The sequence below is a fragment of the Rhizobium sp. Leaf453 genome, assembly GCF_001425605.1.
In the GTDB taxonomy this organism is placed as follows: domain Bacteria; phylum Pseudomonadota; class Alphaproteobacteria; order Rhizobiales; family Rhizobiaceae; genus Pararhizobium.
In genome coordinates this window covers 124,473-143,972 of record NZ_LMRG01000023.1, presented here as the reverse complement: position 1 = coordinate 143,972, position 19,500 = coordinate 124,473, and the positions used below count along the sequence as shown (strand labels likewise).

The 19,500-nt window shown below is 60.4% G+C and carries 15 protein-coding genes and 1 riboswitch; of the genes, 7 read left to right on the top strand and 8 right to left on the bottom strand.

Annotated elements, in window-relative coordinates; all coding sequences use genetic code 11:
* Positions 1 to 52 precede the first annotated feature (52 nt).
* The 4 genes from ASG68_RS18880 to ASG68_RS18865 all read right to left on the bottom strand — a co-directional run bounded on the left by ASG68_RS18880 (position 53) and on the right by ASG68_RS18865 (position 6,787).
* Positions 53 to 262 (bottom strand): hypothetical protein, encoded by a 210-nt coding sequence (locus ASG68_RS18880; RefSeq protein WP_062579844.1) that lies wholly within the window; start codon positions 260 to 262, stop codon positions 53 to 55.
* Positions 263 to 550: 288 nt separating this feature from the next.
* Complete coding sequence (locus tag ASG68_RS18875; RefSeq protein WP_062579842.1) at positions 551 to 1,783, bottom strand: aromatic ring-hydroxylating oxygenase subunit alpha; 1,233 nt, start codon at positions 1,781 to 1,783, stop codon at positions 551 to 553.
* 106 nt (positions 1,784 to 1,889) lie between these two features.
* Positions 1,890 to 4,340 carry a GcvT family protein gene (locus tag ASG68_RS18870; RefSeq protein ID WP_062579840.1) on the bottom strand — a complete coding sequence of 817 codons (2,451 nt, stop codon included), beginning with the start codon at positions 4,338 to 4,340 and terminating at the stop codon, positions 1,890 to 1,892.
* Complete coding sequence (locus tag ASG68_RS18865; protein WP_062579837.1) at positions 4,337 to 6,787, bottom strand: GcvT family protein; 2,451 nt, start codon at positions 6,785 to 6,787, stop codon at positions 4,337 to 4,339. The genes ASG68_RS18870 and ASG68_RS18865 overlap by 4 nt, the downstream gene beginning before the upstream one ends.
* A gap of 270 nt (positions 6,788 to 7,057) precedes the next feature.
* On the opposite strand from ASG68_RS18865, the gene ASG68_RS18860 reads away from it, so the two are divergent.
* Positions 7,058 to 7,906 (top strand): LysR family transcriptional regulator, encoded by an 849-nt coding sequence (locus ASG68_RS18860; protein WP_062579835.1) that lies wholly within the window; start codon positions 7,058 to 7,060, stop codon positions 7,904 to 7,906.
* A gap of 33 nt (positions 7,907 to 7,939) precedes the next feature.
* On the opposite strand, the gene ASG68_RS18855 is transcribed toward ASG68_RS18860, so the two are convergent.
* Positions 7,940 to 9,709, bottom strand: a complete 1,770-nt coding sequence (locus ASG68_RS18855; protein WP_062579833.1) for an EAL domain-containing protein — start codon at positions 9,707 to 9,709, stop codon at positions 7,940 to 7,942.
* Between the two features lie 271 nt (positions 9,710 to 9,980).
* Positions 9,981 to 10,246: riboswitch (cobalamin riboswitch) on the top strand.
* A gap of 46 nt (positions 10,247 to 10,292) precedes the next feature.
* On the opposite strand from ASG68_RS18855, the gene ASG68_RS18850 reads away from it, so the two are divergent.
* Both ASG68_RS18850 and ASG68_RS18845 read left to right on the top strand, forming a co-directional pair.
* Positions 10,293 to 10,469, top strand: a complete 177-nt coding sequence (locus ASG68_RS18850; protein ID WP_062579831.1) for a CbtB domain-containing protein — start codon at positions 10,293 to 10,295, stop codon at positions 10,467 to 10,469.
* A 191-nt stretch (positions 10,470 to 10,660) separates the two neighbouring features.
* Entirely contained in the window at positions 10,661 to 11,443 is a 783-nt protein-coding gene (locus tag ASG68_RS18845; RefSeq protein WP_062579829.1) for a CbtA family protein, read from the top strand.
* A gap of 45 nt (positions 11,444 to 11,488) precedes the next feature.
* Here ASG68_RS18845 and ASG68_RS18840 read toward each other — a convergent pair whose 3' ends face one another.
* Together ASG68_RS18840 and ASG68_RS18835 are read right to left on the bottom strand one after the other, a co-directional pair.
* Positions 11,489 to 12,328, bottom strand: coding sequence for a (2Fe-2S)-binding protein (locus ASG68_RS18840; protein WP_062579827.1), 840 nt, complete (start codon positions 12,326 to 12,328; stop codon positions 11,489 to 11,491).
* A gap of 38 nt (positions 12,329 to 12,366) precedes the next feature.
* On the bottom strand, positions 12,367 to 13,656 hold the full coding sequence (locus ASG68_RS18835) for a glucoamylase family protein (RefSeq protein ID WP_062602522.1): 1,290 nt from the start codon (positions 13,654 to 13,656) through the stop codon (positions 12,367 to 12,369).
* Between the two features lie 157 nt (positions 13,657 to 13,813).
* Here ASG68_RS18835 and ASG68_RS18830 point away from each other — a divergent pair, with 157 nt between their 5' ends.
* Positions 13,814 to 14,611 (top strand): DUF1194 domain-containing protein, encoded by a 798-nt coding sequence (locus ASG68_RS18830; RefSeq protein WP_062579823.1) that lies wholly within the window; start codon positions 13,814 to 13,816, stop codon positions 14,609 to 14,611.
* A 186-nt stretch (positions 14,612 to 14,797) separates the two neighbouring features.
* Positions 14,798 to 16,000 (top strand): aromatic ring-hydroxylating oxygenase subunit alpha, encoded by a 1,203-nt coding sequence (locus ASG68_RS18825; RefSeq protein WP_062580877.1) that lies wholly within the window; start codon positions 14,798 to 14,800, stop codon positions 15,998 to 16,000.
* Positions 16,001 to 16,098: 98 nt separating this feature from the next.
* Here the strand turns inward: ASG68_RS18825 and ASG68_RS18820 are convergent, their stop codons facing one another.
* On the bottom strand, positions 16,099 to 17,511 hold the full coding sequence (locus ASG68_RS18820; RefSeq protein ID WP_062579821.1) for an aminotransferase: 1,413 nt from the start codon (positions 17,509 to 17,511) through the stop codon (positions 16,099 to 16,101).
* Between the two features lie 284 nt (positions 17,512 to 17,795).
* Here ASG68_RS18820 and ASG68_RS18815 point away from each other — a divergent pair, with 284 nt between their 5' ends.
* Entirely contained in the window at positions 17,796 to 18,677 is an 882-nt protein-coding gene (locus tag ASG68_RS18815; protein ID WP_062580875.1) for an ABC transporter permease, read from the top strand.
* On the top strand, positions 18,674 to 19,498 hold the full coding sequence (locus ASG68_RS18810; RefSeq protein ID WP_062579819.1) for an ABC transporter permease: 825 nt from the start codon (positions 18,674 to 18,676) through the stop codon (positions 19,496 to 19,498). The genes ASG68_RS18815 and ASG68_RS18810 overlap by 4 nt, the downstream gene beginning before the upstream one ends.
* The last annotated feature ends 2 nt before the right edge of the window (positions 19,499 to 19,500 follow it).

Below are 19,500 nucleotides of genomic sequence, written 5' to 3'. Positions count from 1 at the left end.
AAACACGTCCAAACGCCTCCCGGATATTCTGGCGGCAATGGAAGACATTGGCTTACCCGAGGGAGTGGTGCCGACAGAACGGTTCATCCTGCGCAACAACATCGCCATCGCCGTCTGGATCTTCGGCGCGATCTGGATCGGCATGCTGTGCCTGTTCACTTGGCTTTTCATCCGGGATGGCGGCTTTCATCAGTTCGATCCGCCGATCGAGACGGCCATCATGCTGATCTTCTGGGTTTTCGGGTTTGGCTGCTATCACCACATCGCAGGTCTCTCACGAACGTCTCTGATCGTGGAAAACGGCCGCGTCACGGTGAGCGAGCGCTGGCCTTTTCGCGCTCGCACGGAACAGTTCGATCCGAGCGAGATCGGCCCGCCGGCCATCGAAACCGACAGGGATTCCGAGGGTGACCCCTATTTCCGCTGTGTTCTAACAACTCCTGCGGGAAATGCCGTCTCCGTTGCCGAAGGCCATGATCGCGACACCGTCGATGCCGCGCGTCGAAGATTGATGGCAGCTCTCGGCCTGTCAACAGTCTGGAAAAGACTGTCAACCGGCCCGGCTGATCTCGTCGAGATACCAGTTGATATAGCGCAACTCGTTCTGCTCCATCGGCGCGATCGGTCCGGGCACGAAATAGTGCGAACGCACCCCGCGCGACGTGTGCTCGATGATCGACTTGTCTTCGTCGGTCGTCACCGTCCAGAGCCATTTCAGCTTGTCGAGATCGTAATCGGCACCTTCCTGCGCCTCGCCGTTGACCAACCAGATCAACTCCATCTCGCAGGCCTCTGGCCCCTTGGGAATGAAGCGGTAGATCATCCCGTGATCGGGGTAGCAGACCAGGAAGGACGTGCCGCCGAGATGAATGGAGGTGACACCGCCATCGAATTCGGTAAACCGCCCCATCAGCGGCGCGAGCGGCGAGCCGTCCTCGCTGCCGGTCTTGACGCCGTCATAGAGGGCATACCGGAAGGCATGGATGGTTTCCCGGCCGTTTTCCGACGTCTGCCAGTGATCGCCTGAGCCGACCTGAATGCCCAGAGCGCAGGTCCGCTCCTCCATCGCCGCATTCAGCGCCTCGATCATGTGCAGCGGCTGTTCCAGAGCATGGGTCTGCGAATATTCCGGATGCGCCGGGCCGCAATGATAGCATTCGACATAGTTCTCGACCGCCAGCTTCCAGTTGGCGTCGACCGGATAGCTCTGCCGATAGGCAACCTTCGCCTGCCCCCAGCCATATTGGCCGCAAGTCGCATGCAGCAGGTTCTCGACCACGGTGAAGTCCAGCGGGTTTTCGGCAAACGAAATGAACACCAGCCCTTCGACGACGCGGACATGCAGCTTCTTCAGCCCGTGATCCTCCCGCTTGAAATCCTTCGGCATCAACCGTGCAGCCTTCAGCGCACCGTCATTGCCATAGGTCCAGGCATGATAGGGACAGACGAACATGCGGGCATTGCCCTTGTCCTTGGTGCAGACCTCTGCGCCGCGATGGCGGCAGATGTTGAGGATCGCATGGATCGTGCCATCGGCATGCCGCGTCAGGATCACCTGCTCGGACGCCATCCGGAAGACTTCGAAATCATTGACGTTCGGTATGGCGCTTTCATGCGCGATACAGTGCCAATGGCGGCGGAACACCCGCTCCAGATCCCGCTCGTAGATTTCCGGATCGATATAGAACGGCCGCGTCAGGCCATGACCGGGCTTGTGGGCCGCGACGAGCTGGTCGATGCGGTCGCCCTTGGGGCTCTCCTGTTTGAATTCCGGCGCGAGCATGTGACATCTCCAAGAAATCACCGGAAAATCCGCGTTCCGGCGCGCGCATTTCGTTTTGGGCGGTGCAGCCGCACTCCCTCTTCTCCCCAGCGGGGAGAAGAGACTTCTAAGCCCTCACCCGCTCCGCCTTCGGATCATACATCGGCGCAAGCGACGCCTCCGCCTTCACCCGCACCCCGGCAATCTCAATCTCGTAGTTCGACCCCAGCACATCCGCCTCGCTTTCGCCGGCGCAGGGCACGTAACCCATCCCGATGGCGCCGCCGAGGAAGTGGCCGTAATTGCCGGACGTGATGGTCGAGACGATCTTGCCGTCGCGCACCAGCGCCTCGTTGTGGAAGAGCAGCGGCTCGGCGTCCGTGAGCCTGAACTGCAGCATGCGCCGCTTCAGCCCCTCTTCCTCTTTCCGCAACACCGCATCGCGGCCGATGAAAGCGCCCTTCCTAGTGCGTACGGCAAAGCCGAGGCCGGCTTCCAGCACATGATCTTCATCGGTGATGTCGTGGCCGAAATGGCGGAACGCCTTTTCGATGCGGCAGCTGTCGAGCGTGTGCAGGCCGCAGAGTTTCAGGCCGACATCGGCACCGGCCGCTTCCAGAGCCTCGAACACATGGGCCGTCTGGTCCGTGGAGACGTAAAGCTCCCAGCCCAACTCGCCGACATAGGTGACTCGGTGGGCGCGGGCCAGCCCCATGCCGATCTCGATTTCCCGCGCCGTGGCAAATGGATGATGCGCATTGGAAAAGTCGTTCGGGCTCACCTTCTGCATCAGCTCACGCGCCTTCGGCCCCATTACGCAAAGCACACTTTCGGCCGGCGTGACATCGGTGATCACGACGAACTCGTCCTTCAAATGCTTGCGCAGCCAGGCAAGATCGCGCTGCAGCGTCGCGCCAGGCACGACGAGGAAGAAGGCCTTCTCCGAAAGCCGTGTCACCGTCAGATCGCTTTCGATGCCGCCGCGATCGTTGAGCATCTGGGTGTAGACGATACGACCAGGCGCGACATCCATCTGGTTGGCGCAGAGGCGTTGCAGGAAGGCCAAAGCATCACGGCCCTCGACGCGGATCTTGCCGAAGGAGGTCATGTCGAACAGGCCGACACGCTCACGCACCGCAAGGTGCTCTTCCTTCTGGTTTTCGAACCAGTTCTGCCGCTTCCAGCTATAACGGTATTCCCGCTCCTGCCCCTCTTTCGCAAACCAGTTGGCGCGCTCCCAGCCGGCCACTTCACCAAATACCGCGCCGCGCGCTTTCAGATGCTCATGCAGCGGCGAACGGCGCACACCGCGGGCGGTCGCCATCTGGCGATAGGGGAAATGGTCGGCATAGAGCAGGCCAAGGGTTTCCGACACACGATCCTTGAGATAGGCCCGGTTCCTCTGAAACGGCTGGGCGCGGCGGATATCCACTTCCCAAAGATCGAAGGGCGCTTCGCCGTCGTTCATCCATTGCGCCAAGGCCATGCCGGCCCCGCCGGAAGAGACGATGCCGATGGAATTATAGCCAGCGGCGACCCAATAGCCCTTAATCTGCGGCGCTTCGCCGAGATAGTAGCGGTCGTCGGGCGTAAAGCTCTCGGGACCGTTGAAGAAGGTGTGGATGCCGGCGGTCTCCAGCATCGGCATGCGGTTGATGGCGTTTTCGAGGATCGGCTGGAAGTGATCGAAATCTTCCGGCAGCTGGTCGAAGCAAAAATCTTCCGAGATGCCATCCATGCCCCAGGGCTTGGCCTTCAGCTCGAAGGCGCCGATCAGCATCTTGCCGGCGTCCTCCTTGTAATAGGTGCACTCATCCGGTACGCGCAGAACCGGCAGGCGCGTGAGGTTCGGTATCGGTTCGGTGACAATGTAGAAATGCTCGCAGGCATGCAGCGGCAGGGTGACGCCAGACATATCCGCCAGCGTGCGTCCCCACATGCCGGCGGCATTGACGACGTTTTCCGTCTCAATGGTGAAGGTCTCGCCGTTCTGCTCGCAGGTGACGCCCGTGACACGACCGTCCTTGGTGAGAACGGAGGTGACCTTGACGTTTTCAAGGATCGTCGCGCCATTCTGCCGCGCGCCCTTGGCCAATGCCATGGCGATATTGGCCGGGTCGCACTGGCCGTCGAGCGGCAGGTGCACGGCCGCCTTCACATCCGCCGTGTTGAGGTGGGGATACATGCCCTTCACCTCGTCGACGGTGATCTCGCGCACATCGACGCCGAAGGCGCGAGCGAGCGAGGCCTGCCGATAGATTTCTTCCTTGCGCTCGTCCGTCAGCGCCACGGTCATCGAGCCGCATTGGCGCATGCCGGTGCCGATGCCGGTTTCGGCCTCAAGCTTGGTGTAGAGATCGGCGGAATATTTGGCGAGCCGCGTCATGTTCTGCGACGCCCTGAGCTGGCCAATCAGGCCGGCCGCATGCCAGGTGGTGCCTGAGGTTAGCTGCTTGCGCTCAAGCAAAACAACATCCGTCCAGCCGAGCTTCGCCAAGTGGTACGCAACGGAACAGCCGGAAACGCCGCCGCCTATGATGACGGCTCTCGCCTTCGAGGGGATAGGCTTGGCACTCATGCGCGCAGTCTTTCATTGTTGGGGTCGAACAGCGGGCCATCCGGCTGGACAGTCGCCTTGAAACGGTCGCCGTAGATTTCAACCTCGATTTCCGTGCCGGGCGCGGTGAGATCGGCGCGCAGCATGCCGAGCGCAATGGACTTGCCGACGCGGTACCCCCAGTTGCCCGAGGTTGTCTCGCCGACGACTTTGCCGTCGTGCCAGAGCGTCGACATGTAGGGTGCATCGCATTCGCCGGCCTCGACCGTCAGCGTCACGAAGCGCTTGGAAACGTCCTGCTGCTTCTCCCGCTCCAGCGCCGCCTTGCCCTTGAAGTCAGGCTTGGTCCAGTCGACGAAGCGGTCGAGGCCGCCCTGCAGGATGGTGTAGTCGGTCGAAAGGTCGCCCTTCCACGCGCGATAGCTCTTTTCGATGCGCAGCGAATCCAGCGCTTCCATGCCGAAAGGCTTGAGCCCGTGCTTCTGCCCCGCCTCCCAGACGGCATCGAAGATCGTGGCCGTGTCCTCGACCTTGGTGTGGATTTCCCAGCCGAGTTCCCCGGCAAACGAGACGCGCACGAGCTGGCACCAGCGACCGGCGATCTGGCAGCTCTGGTGGGTGAGCCAGCCCTTCTGGAGGTCCGCATCCGTCACTTCCGCAAGGATGGCCCGGGAGTTCGGGCCGGAAAGGATTTGGCAGGAAAAACTCTCCGTCACGTCGTCGATGGTGAAGACGGCATCCTTGGGCAGGTGCTTTTGCAGCCACTCGAAATCATGCCACTGCGCGGTTGCGGCGGTAATGAGGAAGAAGAAATCCTCATCCAGCATCATGACCGACATTTCCGTGACAATGCGGCCCTTGTCATCGGAGAAATAGGCAAGGCCGATGCGGCCCGGCTTCGGCACCTTGCCGGTGATGAGGGAGGAAAGCCAAGCCGTCGCCCCCTCGCCCTTCACGCGGAAGCGCGAGAAGCCGGGAAGGTCGAGAATGCCCGCCGCCTCGGTGACTGCGCGGCACTCCGCCTCAATGCGCGAGCGCCAAGGCCCCTCGCGGTTCCAGGTCTGGGTCGACTGTTCCGAGAGATCATCGCCCGGCGCGGCATACCAGTTGGCGCGTTCCCAACCGTTATAGGGCTTGAACTGCGCACCGAGCGCCTTGATGCGATCGTGGATCGGCGAGAGCTTCTGGTCACGTCCCGCCGGCCAGGCGTGTTTCGGAAAGTGCATGGCATATTCATGGCCGTAGATTTCCATGCCCTTGGCGATGCAATAATCCTTGTCCGCCGCGAAGGACGTATAGCGGCGTGGATCGCAGGACCACATGTCCCACTCCGTCTCGCCTTCCGTCACCCATTCCGCCAGCACCTTCCCGGCGCCGCCGGCCTGGCAGATGCCGAAGGTGAAGACACAGGCCTCGAAGGCATTCGGCACGCCCGGCATCGGGCCGATCAGCGGGTTGCCATCAGGCGCGTACGGGATCGGGCCGTTGATCATGCGCGACAGGCCGGCGGTGCCGAGGATCGGCACACGCTCGACGGCGTCGTTCAGGTACCATTCGAGACGGTCGAGATCGTCGGGGAAAAGCTGGAACGAGAAATCGTCCGGCATCGGGTCATCCGGCGTCACCCAGTGCGCCTTGCAGTTGCGCTCATAGGGGCCGAGATTCATGCCGGTCTTTTCCTGCCGCAGATAGTAGGAGCTATCGACGTCGCGCAGCAGCGGCAGCTTGTGCCCGGCTTCGCGCGACCAGGCGGCGAGTTCGGGGATTTCCTCGAACAGCATGTATTGATGGCTCATCACCATCATCGGGACGTCGCGGCCGAACCATTTGCCGACCTCGCGGGCATAATAGCCGGCGGCGTTGACGACCTTTTCGCAGCGGATCTCACCCTGCGGCGTCGAAATCACCCACTCTTCGCCCTCCCGGCGTGCGCCGGTGGCGGGACAGAAGCGGAAGATTTTCGCGCCCATGTCGCGCGCGCCCTTGGCGAGCGCCTGCGTCAGCTGCGCCGGGTCGATGTCGCCGTCATAGGGGTCGTAAAGCGCACCGGTCAGGTCGTGGGTTTCGAGGAAGGGATATTTGCCCCGCATTTCGTCAGGCGACAGGATATCAAGGTCCATGCCCTGATATCTGCCCATGCCGACGACGCGCTTGAACTCCTGCAGCCGCTCCTTCGAATGGCCGAGCCGGATCGAGCCGGTGACGTGATAGTTCATGGGATAATCGACGAGATCACCCAATTCGCGATAGAGCGAGGCCGAATAGCGCTGCATGTTCATGATCGACCAGGAGGACGAAAACGTCGGCACATTGCCCGCCGCATGCCAGGTCGATCCGGCCGTCAGCTCGTTCTTTTCCAGAAGCACGCAATCGGTCCATCCGGCCTTGGCCAGATGGTAGAGCGCGGAAGCACCAACGGCACCTCCCCCGATAATCACGACGCGCGCATGAGACGGCAAATTCGACATATCTGTTCCCTTGTTTGGGAGCAGTTTTGGCAATGATGCGCGCGGCCATCAAGCGGCCGGATTTCGCTTTATTGATCGAAGAATTCGATTAGATTGAAAAAATGTGAAAAGCCCCCTCCCCAACCCTCCCCACAAGGGAGGAGAGGGCGGACCGTGCCGCCCGCTCATCCGCATTCTAAAACGATGGGTTAGGCTTGCTCGGTAAAACTCCCTCCCCCTTGTGGCGAGGGTTAGGGAGGGGATGGAGCCGCAGACACCGAGGCCAGCCCCATGCAGATCGAACTCATCGAAACCTTCCTCGACCTGATGGAGACCCGTAGCTTCAATCGAACGGCCGAGCGGCTGAACATCACCCAGTCCACCGTCTCCCACCGTGTGAAGGCGCTGGAAGCGCAGTTCGACCGCAAGCTCTTTACCCGCAACAAGGGTGGCACGGCCCCGACGGCCTCCGGCTTGCGTTTCCTCGATCATGCCCGGGCGCTGCAGCGTCAATGGCACGAGGCCACACGCGCGGTCGAGAATGCCGGCACCTACGAACGCTCGATGCGCCTCGGCATTCAGCACGACCTCGCAGAAGCCTTCGCCGGGCGCTGGCTGGCTGCGGTCCGGACCGATCTTCCGGCAATCTCTATCTACATGGAAGCCGATTATTCCATCCAGATGAACCGCGATCTGGCTGCCGGCGACCTCGATCTCGCCATCCTATACACGCCGCACTACCTACCCGATCTGTATTACGAACGGATCGGCGAAGTCAGCTATATGCTGGTCAGCACGTCCGCCCGCACGGTCGCAGAGCTGAGATCGGAAACCTATATCCAGGCGGTCTACTCGCCGGCCTTCGACCGGGCGCATCGCTTGGCGCTGCCGCAACTTTCCGCCGCGCCCCTGGCATCGGGCCAGAATATGGCGATCACCGACCTTTTGAAGACATTGGGGGGCGCGGCCTATCTGCGCGGCGATACTGCCAGACGATTGTCGCAGGAGGGAAGCGTCTTCCATGTCGAGGATGCGCCACCTATTGCGCAGGCGGTCTATGCCGCAACCAGCGTCAGAACGCGCCACGCTCACCAGCATCGGCGGATCATCGGGATCATGGAAGAATTGCTGACATCCTGACGGACGACGATCGCCGATCGACTGGGCACCGCGTTACAGCGACCTTGTCAACACCTCGGTCTGTGCTTCGGAAAGGCGCGCCAGCATGTCATCGGCAGCAACGGGATACGCGATGGCATAGCCCTGCAGGATATCGCAGCCGAGGCGGGTCAAAAGCTTTGCATGTTCCATCGTTTCGACACCTTCCGCGACCACTTCGATGTGAAGCGACTTGGCAATATCGACAATCGAGCGCAACAGGCGCTTCTGTTCGCGTGACGTGGTGATCGGCATGACCAGTTGCCGGTCGATCTTCAGCCGGCTCGGCTTCAGCTTCATCAACCCGATGATCGAGGCATGGCCGGAGCCGAAATCGTCGATCTCGATATCAATCCCGAGTTCCTTTAGTGCCTCGACATTGGTGAAGACGCCGTCTTCGGTGTCATCGAGGAAGATCGTTTCCAGCAGTTCGAACGACACCGTGTCAGGCTCGACCTCCAGCCGGTGCAATTCATCGATCAGAAGCGGATCGGACAAGCGGGCGGCCGAAACGTTCACCGCGATTCGAGGCGCCCGCACCCCCTGACGCAACCAGGTCTTCCGATCCTTCAATGCCGCCCTCAGGATTGCCGCATCGAGGTCATCGAGCATGCCGAGCGAACTGGCAACTCCTAGGAATTCGCCCGGAAGCAACAATCCGCGTTTGGGATGATTCCATCGGGCCAGAACCTCCAACCCCACGATACGGCGGTCCCGCGCATCGACCTGAGCCTGATAAAAGGGAACGAACTCTCCCTTCTCCAGGCCGCGCACGAATTGCTTGGCAAGTCGCCGCTCGTTGTTCAACTGCGCGTTCATCTGAGCCGAGAATATCTCCACCCTGCCCCGGCCGAGCTTCTTGGCACGATGGAGCGCAATATCGGCCTCGGCCAGCAACTCGGAAACGTTGCCGCCCTGGGCGGTCGCAAGGCCGATTGATGCACTTGTGCGCAAAACCTCGTCCTTGTACCAGACGGACTGTTTCAGTTGCTGCGCCAGACGTTCGGCAATCGTCTTCAGGTCGCCGACCGAACTGAAATTGGATATCAGCGCGGCAAACTCGTCGCCGCCCATGCGGGCGATGAAGGCACCTTTCGGCAGGGCGGCGACAATTCGCGTTGCCGCGGACTTCAGGACATCGTCGCCCACCGCGTGTCCGGCCGTGTCATTGATCTGCTTGAACCGATCGAGGCCGATATGCAGAATCGCCAGCTTCTCGCCCCCGCCCCCGCCCCCGGAAAGCTCAACCAATCTGCGATCGAAAAAGCGGCGATTGGGAAGCCCGGTCAGATAATCGTGCTCGGCCGCAAATTCGATCCTCTGGCTGCTTGCCTCGAGTTCGATCGCCCGCAGTTCGGCAATCGCCTTTTGCCGCTGCAACTCCCTGTTCAGGAGAACGTCCGCCGTCACGTCCCATTCAGCGCCGATATAGGTGATATTGCCGTTTTCCTCGAAACAATGTCCACGCGAACGCAGATAACGCACCTCGCCGCTCGGCAAAATGATGCGGTACTCCGACTGGTAAACGTCCTTCGCGGCGATCGCCCTGTCGAAATCGGCTTGGGCATGTTCCAGGTCGTCCGGATGGATGGCCTGCGTCCAGACTTCGGCGCCGACATGCTTCTCGGTGCTGCCGGTGCCATAGAGGCGATGCATCTGCAAATCCCAGACAACTTTTTCCGCCTGGGTGTCATGCTCCCAGACACCGATCTGCGATGCATCAAGGGCAAGACCCAATCGGCGAAGAATATTCTGGAATTCCTGTTCGGACCTCACCGCTTTCATACTTGTTCTCTGAGAGTGATCCATCGCGGACAGGCGCGCGATGCATTCTGCATCAAGGTTCCTAATGAACTATTGTTCCGTGAAACGGGAAATGTATACAGCAATACAAGCAACCATTCATTGTTATTTCAAGGCAGGGCTTTCTGCAATCGGCTCGCTTTCGCCGAAGCATGCTGCCGGCGTGCGGCGAATCGAACCGGCGGCAAGCACACATCCCAAAGCGGCAGATCGCGTCGCAGCCTCGAATTGACATCCGTCAGGCGACGTCATAATCATCATCGGATCAACTGGTTCCCTAGAGGCGAGGCGCCTTCGGGGAGTAAATGGGAACGTGAAGGATGGACCCACTCTGGGCATCTTCATCACGGCCGACCCCGCGACTGTAGAGCGGTGAGAACCTGCCATGCCGGACCTCCGGCAAAAGCCACTGAGGCGAAGGGCGATGAGCCCATGTCTTGGGAAGGTGAGACAGGTTCCTTGATGCGAAGGCATCTGACGCCGCGAGCCAGGAAACCTGCCTGTTGATGAGGGGCATGGTGCCCAACTGGTGGGAGAAATCCCACGCGCCATCACGGAGGTTGTCATGGCTACGACTACAGTTTCGAATGTTTCGCTTTCCCTCAACGACCGCATCACGGCCGGCATTTTCGCGCTGCTGATCGGCGGCTTTCTGGTTTTCGGCGCCGGCTTGGCCAATTCCGCCGTCCTGCATGATACCGCGCACGACGTTCGTCACTCCTATGGTTTCCCCTGCCACTGATCGTGTGACGGGAGAAGCTAGCCTTTTCCCGGAGATCGCAAAAACAGCATCGCCTGAATTTCGTGGAAATCGGGTGACGGCTAGATGACGTCCGTGCCGCGGCATCGGGCGATATTTGCCGTGGGGATTTCAAACATCAAAGCGTGCACACGGTGAAAGACAGCCGGCCGCTTGAACCTGGGGATATCGATATGATCGTCAAAACACTTCTGGCCGCGCTTGTGGCCGGACTGATTGCAGGTGCCTTCATGACAGCCGCGCAGGAGCTTCGCGTAACGCCGCTGATCCTGCACGCCGAGGAATTTGAAAGCAAGGGACCCGCCGCCGAACAGCCAGCAACAGAACAACCCGCGACCACCGAACAGCAGCATTCGCACCTGAAGCAGCAATCCACCCTGGACTACGCGCTATCAGCTCTTTCGCCGATCACACCTGCCTACGCGCATGAAGACGGCGAACACGAGGAAGGCGGCATCATGTTTGGCATGAGCCGTTTCTCGGGAACATTGATGGCCAACCTCGTCGCAGGCGCCGGATTCGGCCTGCTTCTGGCCGGTGTCAGCCTCGTCATCGGCTACCCGATCACGCTGAGCAACGGTGCACTCTGGGGCGGCTGCGGCTGGCTCGCCGTCCACATGCTCCCTGCTATCGGCCTGCCTCCGGAATTGCCGGGCTTCCCGGCTGCCGACCTGCAGGACCGGCAGATCTGGTGGATCGCAACCGTCGTGCTATCAGCGGCAGGCCTCTATCTGATCGTGTTGCGCGGTGAAATCGTCGCCAAGGCGGCCGGTCTTCTGGTGCTAGTCGCTCCGCATCTCTACGGCGCGCCGCAGCCGGTAGATATTTCGAGCGCAGTTCCGGCAGTCCTCGGCGCGGAGTTCGCGGTGGCCGCTCTGGCAACAACGCTGGCCTTCTGGATCGTGCTTGGCGTTATCTCCGGTTTCATCAACGATCGCTTTCTGAAATCGGCCTGACACTTGTCGCGTGCTGTCTCGAAAGACAGACGGCACGCCAAACAATCAGGAACCGCCTGAACGCATCAGACGATCGCGCAGGCGGTTTCTTTGAACATCCGGCTCAAGAAGCACGCAGACATCACAGAAGTCACCACCATCTGTCCGGTAATACAGGCAACACCCGCTCCGCAGGCGAAAAACCTGCTCGACCGGAATGCCATCCCGTGTCGTCTCGATCCGTTCATAATGAAGTTCACTGGACAGCAACGGTGATCCCGGAATCTTGACGATATCAAGAGCCGAAGCCATCGCCCCCGCCTCCTCGCCACCCGCCAGGCCGATCTCCAGAAACGCCCCGGTGATACCATCGGCCGCGAGCCGCCATTGGGCGGCAGCCGACAGGCCGGTGCGCGCCTGCAAAGCCTCCACAACGGGCGTCAGGCTGGCAACGAAGGCATCGTGAAAGCTCTGCGCACTTCCTTCAGGCAAAAATCGGCCGAACATAAAATGGAGGCGCTTTATCGCAGGCTGGAAAGAAGAAGCGGCAGAATCGTGATTTTCGAACCGAACCGCCAGACGTTGCGGATCAAGATCCGGAACGAGGCCGGTCGTCAGGTAGACCGCCCCTGCGGCAATACTCAGGTGATGGCAGTAAAAGGCAATCAGATGGGCGCCACGGGTTCGCTCATCCATCCCAACAGCAAAATGGTTCTGGTACCGCAGACAATCTTCGAGCCACTCGCTGCCTTGGCTCCAGGCCTCGATGACACTGAAAAATCCCGTGCCATCATCGTCAAGCGAAGCCGCAACCTGCGGAAAGTTCTCGGCCTGCCAAGTGATTGCGGCCCCGGCGGCAAGGTTGCACGAAGCGGACGAACTGCTTGTCTGTCGGATTTCGTTCAAGGGCGGCGGCCTGATTGACTTCTGGCTGCCGGTTTACCTCAAAGCCATCCGCCGGAAAAGCCCGCCCGCTTCAGGCCACGCCGGATGACCGGAGAGTCCCGCAACATGTCCCACACGAGACCGGTTCGATGGTTCTCGATCATCATCACCAGAATGCCCTGATCGAGCCCCACGCACCGATTGTTGAGCCAACCTTCCGCTGTCTTGCCGGGAACACTCGGGTTGAAACTGCCGACAAACCGGTCATTTTCGATGACACCGGGATAGGTGGAAACGATGTTTCGCGTGGCCGACATCGCTGCCTTCGGCTCGAATGGCAGGCAGGCCAATGGTGCCCATGGCGCAATCGTCCCATCATCGGGTCCGTTTGGCGCACCGCGTGCCGCATAACCGGAAAAGGCCTGTTGACGACCGTCCACAAGCCGGCGCGGTCTCGGCGGGCCATCGCAGGACGTCAGTCCCCACATATCCGCACCGTAACCGACGAAGTTCTCCGGATTTTCGGCAGCATAGTCCCGCTGCACGGCGATCGCACGGCGGGTGTTTTCGAAATAGTCGGTCTCTTCGCCGGCCACGGCTGCGTCCTGGATACCGCGAAAGTCGATCCAGGCATGTGAAAACAGATGAATGAACAGCGGCCCTGCATGGAGAAACGGCTTGCCCTTCACGGTCGTCCAGTCACATTGACGGCAGAAAGAATCGTAGCTTTCCTTCCCGATCGGATAGGAAGGAGACGCCAACGCAAGAACGTAGAGAATGAGCGCTTCACTGTATCCCTCCCATCGGAACGGAAGGAAACCGGTCCGCGGCTTCCAGCCGAGCCAGAGAGCCTCCTGGCCATCGAGGGCCCAGGCCCAATTGGCCCGCGCATACAGCATCGCCGCCAACGACCGGATTTCGTTCTCGACCGGGTTTTCCCGCGTGAAATAGGCGGAACCGGTCAGCACGCCGGCGATCAACAGCGCACTGTCGATCAGCGAAAGCTCGCTGCGCCATGTGCGGCGCCCCGTTTCCATGTCGAGAAAATGATAATACAGCCCTTTATAGCCGGTCGCGTCCTTCTCCCGGTTCTGCGGGCTTTCTGCCAGAAAACGGAACGTGGTCAGTGTACGCTCGGCCGCGTCCTCTCGGCTCATCCACCCTCTCTCGACACCGATGGGATAGGAGGAAAGGCCGAAACCAGTGGCCGCAATACTCGACGGTGCGCCAGGCGATGAGCTATCGGCAATCAGACCGTTCCGAGGGTTGACGAACTCGAGGAAATAACTGAACGCCGCCTGCTGGAATCGATCAACAAGAACCGTGTCAGTATCGTTTTTCAGAAGCATTGCGCCAGTCACTCCGTCAGTCTTCCATTACTACATAGACACATGGTGAAAAAAATCACCGAATATTGAACGCCATCGCAGCCAAGAAGGCCTTGCCGACAACGCGTTGTGGTACATTTTAGTTTCATACGACCGGCAGCAGTGATTGGATGACATAATGATCACGACACTTGCCATACTTTTGGGCCTCTCCGGCGGTATTGCCGCCACGACTGTTGCGAGCGACACACAGGTGGATGTCGCGCTTGTTCTCGCAGTAGATATGTCAGGCTCGATGGATATCGAGGAGGCGCAGGTACAGCGTTTGGGATACGTGGAAGCCTTGCGTCATCCAGAATTCCTCAATGCCGTCAAGGGTGGCCTTATCGGACGCATCACGATCAGCTATTTCGAATGGGCCGGCAGCGTCAATGAAACCTCGGTGGTCGACTGGCACCTGATCGAGGACGCCGACGATGCCGCTGCCTTTGCCGATCAACTGGCATCGCGTCCCGTCTTCACCCGTCGTGGCACCTCGATTTCCAACGCGATCTTTTTTGCCTCGAAATTGCTGGCGGCCAATCCCTACCAGGGCATGCGGCGCGTGATCGACGTGTCCGGTGACGGACCGAACAATCTCGGGCCGCCGGTCGATCCTGCTCGTAATACTGCGGTCGCCGACGGCATCATCATCAACGGCCTTGCCATCCTCATCCGCCCGTCCGGCAGCGCGGTGGCGCTCGATCGGTATTACGCAGACTGCGTCATCGGCGGCCCCGGCTCTTTCGTGCTGCCCGTTCACAAACCAGAGGATTTCTCGATTGCGATCCGACAGAAACTGGTGATGGAAGTCAGCCAATACCGCCAGCCGGAGCGCGCGATCCCGGCTCAGGCGACACCAGCGTCGGATTGCCTGATCGGCGAGAAACTGCGCCCCGGCTTCCTCGACCGGGTCTACCCCGAACTGGAAAAGTAGTTTTCAGTCGATTGCGCCGCTTCAAATCGAAATCTGCCGGCTCCGCTGAGGGCAGCACCGCGATCCCCTGCCTACAAAAAATGCATAAATCGGATTTTCAATTTTCATATCATTTTCCAACCTATTCCATTTTATAGGAAAATATGATTATATTGAATGAACGTTCAGCAAAATATGGGGAACTTCATGAACGAAATGACCCGCAACATCAACATTCCCAATGACTGGGACCGTCGTGGACTGCCCGGTTGGTGCTATCACAGCAACGCCCTGCTCGAACTCGAAAAACAGCATGTTTTTCGTGAGCACTGGCAGATCGCCTGTCATATCTCCGATGTTCCCGAGCCCGGCAATTACGTCACGATGGACGTGGTCGGCGAGCGGGCGCTGATCCTGCGCGGCCAGGACGGCGAACTGCGCGGTTTCCACAATATCTGCCGCCATCGCGGTTCGCGGCTTGTTACGGAAGACAAGGGAAGCTGCCGCAATGCGCTGGTCTGTCCGTTTCACGGCTGGGTCTACAATCTCGACGGCACGTTGCGTGGCGCGGCCCGCCCCCGCTCTTTCCCTCCGCTCGACAAGCAGGAGTTCGGCCTCGTTCCGCTCGATCTGGAAGTCTGGATGGGCTTCGTCTTCATCCGCTTCGCACCCGGCCCACAGCCGTCCGTCGCCGAACTGATGCAGCCGTTCGCTGCCGAACTCGGCGAATACCGGATCGACGAGATGCTGCCCGCCGGGCAGATCTGGACCCAGCCCTCGCCGGTCAACTGGAAATCCGTCCGCGATGTCGACAATGAGGGCTATCACGTTGCGATGGCGCATCCGGCATTGCAGGATCTCTACGGCTCGACCTATTACGACGAACCCTTTGTCGATGGGCTCTGCCGGTCGTTCGCGACCTACAATCCGCATGCCGGCCGCCGCTGGAGCGTGCGCAACTATGTCAAGATCGCCCCCGAGGCGACGCATCTGCCGGAGTATCTGCGCAAGGCCTGGATCTATTACGGCATCTTCGCCAATGCGGTGATCGCGGTGACGCCCGAGGCTGTGCAGTTCTATCAGGAATTTCCGCTTTCAACGGGCGAAACGCTGTTGCGCGGCGGCATCTACCGCTATCGCGACGAGACGCGTCAGCAACGCGCCGCCCGCTACCTCGCCCACCGGATCGACCGCGACACGCAGGCCGAGGACGTGCAACTGACCATCTGGTCGAATGAATCCATGACCTCCAAGGCGTTCAACGGCTTCTACCTGTCCGATCTCGAATATGGCGTGCGTACCCATCACGACCATCTGCGCGCCATCCTGCCGGTGATGAACCTTGCTGAAGCGCCGGACGAGCGGGAAATGACCGCACTGAACAGCCGGTTACGCAACACCCTGCCCTGACACCCAAAGCAGAAGACAAAAAGAGAGGGCCGGCAAAACCGGCCCTTTAAAATTGAGCGCCACGGGGAATGAATGCGGCACCCAAAGGAAATCCTGCATCATCCGCGCCAGAGGCCTTCGCGCACCAGTTCGTCCATCGTGCGGCGGATGCTGGTGCGCAGGATCGAGGTCATTTCATCGATCTGCGGCGTGGTGATCGTCAAGGGCGGCGACATCACGCACATATGGATCAGAGGCCGCACGAGCAGGCCGAGTTCCTGGCAATGCCGATCGATGCGCTTGCCGACCTCGAGATCCAGCGTCAGCGGATTGTTATGGACGCGATCGGCGACGCATTCGACGCAGGCCATCAGGCCGAGGCCGCGCACCTCCCCCACCAGCGGCAGGTCTTCCAGCGCCTTCAGGCTCGCCTGGAAATGCGCCGAGACGCCGCGCGCGTGATCCAAAAGCCCCTCCTCCAGAATATCGAGATTCTTCAGCGCCACGGCGCAGCCGATCGGATGGCTGGAATAGGTCAGCCCATGCGCAAACATCGCGTCGAGATGATTGGAGCGGCGCAGTTCCTCGAACAGCCGCGACGAGATCATCACGCCACCGAGCGGGAAATAACCCGACGTCACCCCCTTGGCGAAGGTGATCATGTCCGGCTCAATGCCGAACACGTCCTTCGAGGCGAAGACATGACCGAGCCGCCCGAAGGCCGTCACCACCTCGTCGGCGATGAACGGGATATCGTTGTCACGACAAAGCTGGCGCATCCGCTTGAGATACCCCTCCGGCGGCACGATGACGCCACCGGACGCCATGACGGGTTCGGCAATGAACGCACCGATTCTTTCCGCTCCGGTCCGTTCGATCACGCCGCGGAATTCTTCGACAAGGAAATCGCAGAATGCCGCCTCGCCCATGCCTTCCGGCCGGCGGAAGGGATTGGGGCATGTCAGCTTGATCACCTGATCGGACGCGCTGTCCATCCAGTCATGATCGCGCGGACGACCGTTGAGCGAGGCCGATAGATAGGTGGAGCCATGATAACCGCCCTGACGCGAAACGATCAGTTTCTTCTCGGGCCGCCCCTTCACATTGTTGGCGAACTGCATGAAGCGCAGCGCCGTCTCGACGGCCGAGGAACCGCCTGTCGTGTAGAAGACATGGTTGAGATCGCCGGGCGCGTGGCCCGCAAGCCGCGCCGATAGCGTCACCGACGGTTCGTTCATCGTGTACCAGGGCGAATTGTAGGACAGCGCCATCGCCTGCTCGTAGAGCACGTCGGCAAGGTCCTTGCGGCGGTGGCCGGCGTTGACGCACCACATTCCGGCGGGTCCGTCGATCAGCCGCCGCCCCTCGCTGTCGATGACATAGATGCCGTCGCCGCTGACGATGCCGCCCCGGGCCTCCGCGCCGATTTCGCCGGCCGTCGGCCAGGGCTGCACGAGGTGATTTTTGGCCAGCGCCGTCATGCGATCGGGCAACTCATAGGAGCCGATCTGGTCGTCACGCTTTGCTGCCATCTTCCCTCTCCACAAATAATTTCATTACAAAAATTCAAAATAACGCACTGATAAAAATTATCAATTCCAGTTATTTTGAATGTCCGTTCAATCAATATTGGCAGAAAAAACACTTGCGTTCAATCCCGTTTTGCGCTCATTCTGCAATCGGGAACAAGAACAGGCGGAAAACCGCCCGGGACGGATGACATGATACGATCCCTGAATTTTCACTGTCGCAGCAACTCCGCAGCTGTCTGGCCGCGCTGATGGTGGCCCTGCCCGGCTCCGTCGAAACGGAGGTCATGCCGAAAGCCAATGCCCGCCGCTGGACCTCCAGCGACGAAGCCAAGGGGCTGGCCCTGATCTCGCCGACGCTGCTCTATGCGCTCGCCCTGCTCTTCCTGCCGGTCCTGATCGTCATCGCCTACAGTTTCTGGTCTCAGGACTACCTGACCATCGACCGCAGCTTCACACTAGAAAACTACCGCATCGCCCTGACCGAGCCGATCTACCGCGACCTGCTCTGGCGATCCCTCACCATCTCGCTGGTCGTCAGCATCATCACCGTGACATTTTCCTACCCGGTCGCCTGGTTCATTTCCTTCCATGGCGGCGTGCACAAGAATCTCTGGCTGTTCCTCATCACCGTGCCCTGCTGGACCAGCTATCTGCTGCGCGTCATGTCGTGGAAGGTGATCCTCGGCTATCAGGGCGTGCTGAACACGGGGCTGATGTCGACCGGCCTGATCGACAAGCCAGTGACGACGCTGCTCTACAATTCCAACGCCGTCGTCATCACGCTGGTTCACAGCTGGGCCGCCTTCGCCATCCTGCCGATCTATGTATCGCTGGAAAAGATCGACCGCTCACTGATCGAGGCAGCACACGACCTCGGCGACAACAAAGTGTGGAGCTTCCTGCGCGTCACCCTGCCGCTGTCGCTGCCGGGTGTCATTTCGGCCTTCCTGATTGTCATGATCCCGACGGTTGGTGATTACGTGACGCCGAAGCTCGTCGGCGGCAAGGATGGCGTAATGATTGCCACCGCCATCCAGGCGCAGTTCGGCAAGGGCGCGAACTGGCCGCTCGGCGCCGCCCTCTCCGTCACCACCATGGTCATCGTCTCGCTGATGGCCGGCTGCGCCGTGCTGGCGCTGAAATTCTTCGTGAGGCGTATCCGATGAGCGGACGTCATGGAATTCAGAAATCCCGCTGGCTGCCCGCCTATGTGACGGTCTACCTCGCGTTCCTTTACCTGCCGATCCTGCTGCTGCCGATCTTCTCGTTCAACAATGCCGCCTCCACGACCTTCCCGCTCGCCGGCTTCACCACCAAATGGTACGCCTCTCTCTGGGGCAATTCGGCCATGCTGGATGCCGCCCGCAACAGCCTGATCGTCGGCGTCACCGTTTCCATCCTCTCGACCGGCCTTGCCATCTGCGCTGCCCGCGCCATCACCCGCTATCGCTTCCGTGGTCAGCAGGCGGCCACCGGCCTGCTGATGGCGCCACTGTTCCTGCCCGAAATCATCGTCGCAGTCTCGCTGTTGATGATCGTGCTGCAGATCGGCATCGAACTGTCGCTGGCAACCGTCATTCTCGGCCAGACGGTGTTCTGCCTGCCCTATGCGCTCTCCGTGCTGATCTCCGGTTTCGAGGGCTTCGACCGCTCGCTGGAAGAGGCATCGCTCGATCTCGGTGAAACCGCCTTCGGAACCTTCCGGCGCGTCACGCTGCCGGTAGTGGCACCGGCGATCATTTCCAGTCTGCTGGTCTCCTTCACCATTTCGCTGGATGAATTCATCCTCGCCTTCTTCCTCTCCGGCACCGAACCGACGCTGCCGGTCTATATCTGGGGCCAGTTGCGCTTTGCCGCCAAGCTGCCGAGCGTGCTGGCGCTGGGCAGCCTGATGATCGCACTGTCCGTCATCCTGCTCACTACAGCCGAAATCCTGCGCCGCCGCGCCGAACGCCGCATGCAAGCCCAAGGAGCCGTCCATGGCTGACA

Coding starts and splice junctions, on each gene's coding strand:
- ASG68_RS18820 (WP_062579821.1), bottom strand. CDS start 17,511: ATGGCAGCAAAGCGTGACGACCAGATCGGCTCCTATGAGTTGCCCGAT.
- ASG68_RS18860 (WP_062579835.1), top strand. CDS start 7,058: ATGCAGATCGAACTCATCGAAACCTTCCTCGACCTGATGGAGACCCGT.
- ASG68_RS18850 (WP_062579831.1), top strand. CDS start 10,293: ATGGCTACGACTACAGTTTCGAATGTTTCGCTTTCCCTCAACGACCGC.
- ASG68_RS18830 (WP_062579823.1), top strand. CDS start 13,814: ATGATCACGACACTTGCCATACTTTTGGGCCTCTCCGGCGGTATTGCC.
- ASG68_RS18855 (WP_062579833.1), bottom strand. CDS start 9,709: ATGAAAGCGGTGAGGTCCGAACAGGAATTCCAGAATATTCTTCGCCGA.
- ASG68_RS18815 (WP_062580875.1), top strand. CDS start 17,796: ATGCCGAAAGCCAATGCCCGCCGCTGGACCTCCAGCGACGAAGCCAAG.
- ASG68_RS18835 (WP_062602522.1), bottom strand. CDS start 13,656: ATGCTTCTGAAAAACGATACTGACACGGTTCTTGTTGATCGATTCCAG.
- ASG68_RS18810 (WP_062579819.1), top strand. CDS start 18,674: ATGAGCGGACGTCATGGAATTCAGAAATCCCGCTGGCTGCCCGCCTAT.
- ASG68_RS18845 (WP_062579829.1), top strand. CDS start 10,661: ATGATCGTCAAAACACTTCTGGCCGCGCTTGTGGCCGGACTGATTGCA.
- ASG68_RS18865 (WP_062579837.1), bottom strand. CDS start 6,787: ATGTCGAATTTGCCGTCTCATGCGCGCGTCGTGATTATCGGGGGAGGT.
- ASG68_RS18870 (WP_062579840.1), bottom strand. CDS start 4,340: ATGAGTGCCAAGCCTATCCCCTCGAAGGCGAGAGCCGTCATCATAGGC.
- ASG68_RS18875 (WP_062579842.1), bottom strand. CDS start 1,783: ATGCTCGCGCCGGAATTCAAACAGGAGAGCCCCAAGGGCGACCGCATC.
- ASG68_RS18825 (WP_062580877.1), top strand. CDS start 14,798: ATGAACGAAATGACCCGCAACATCAACATTCCCAATGACTGGGACCGT.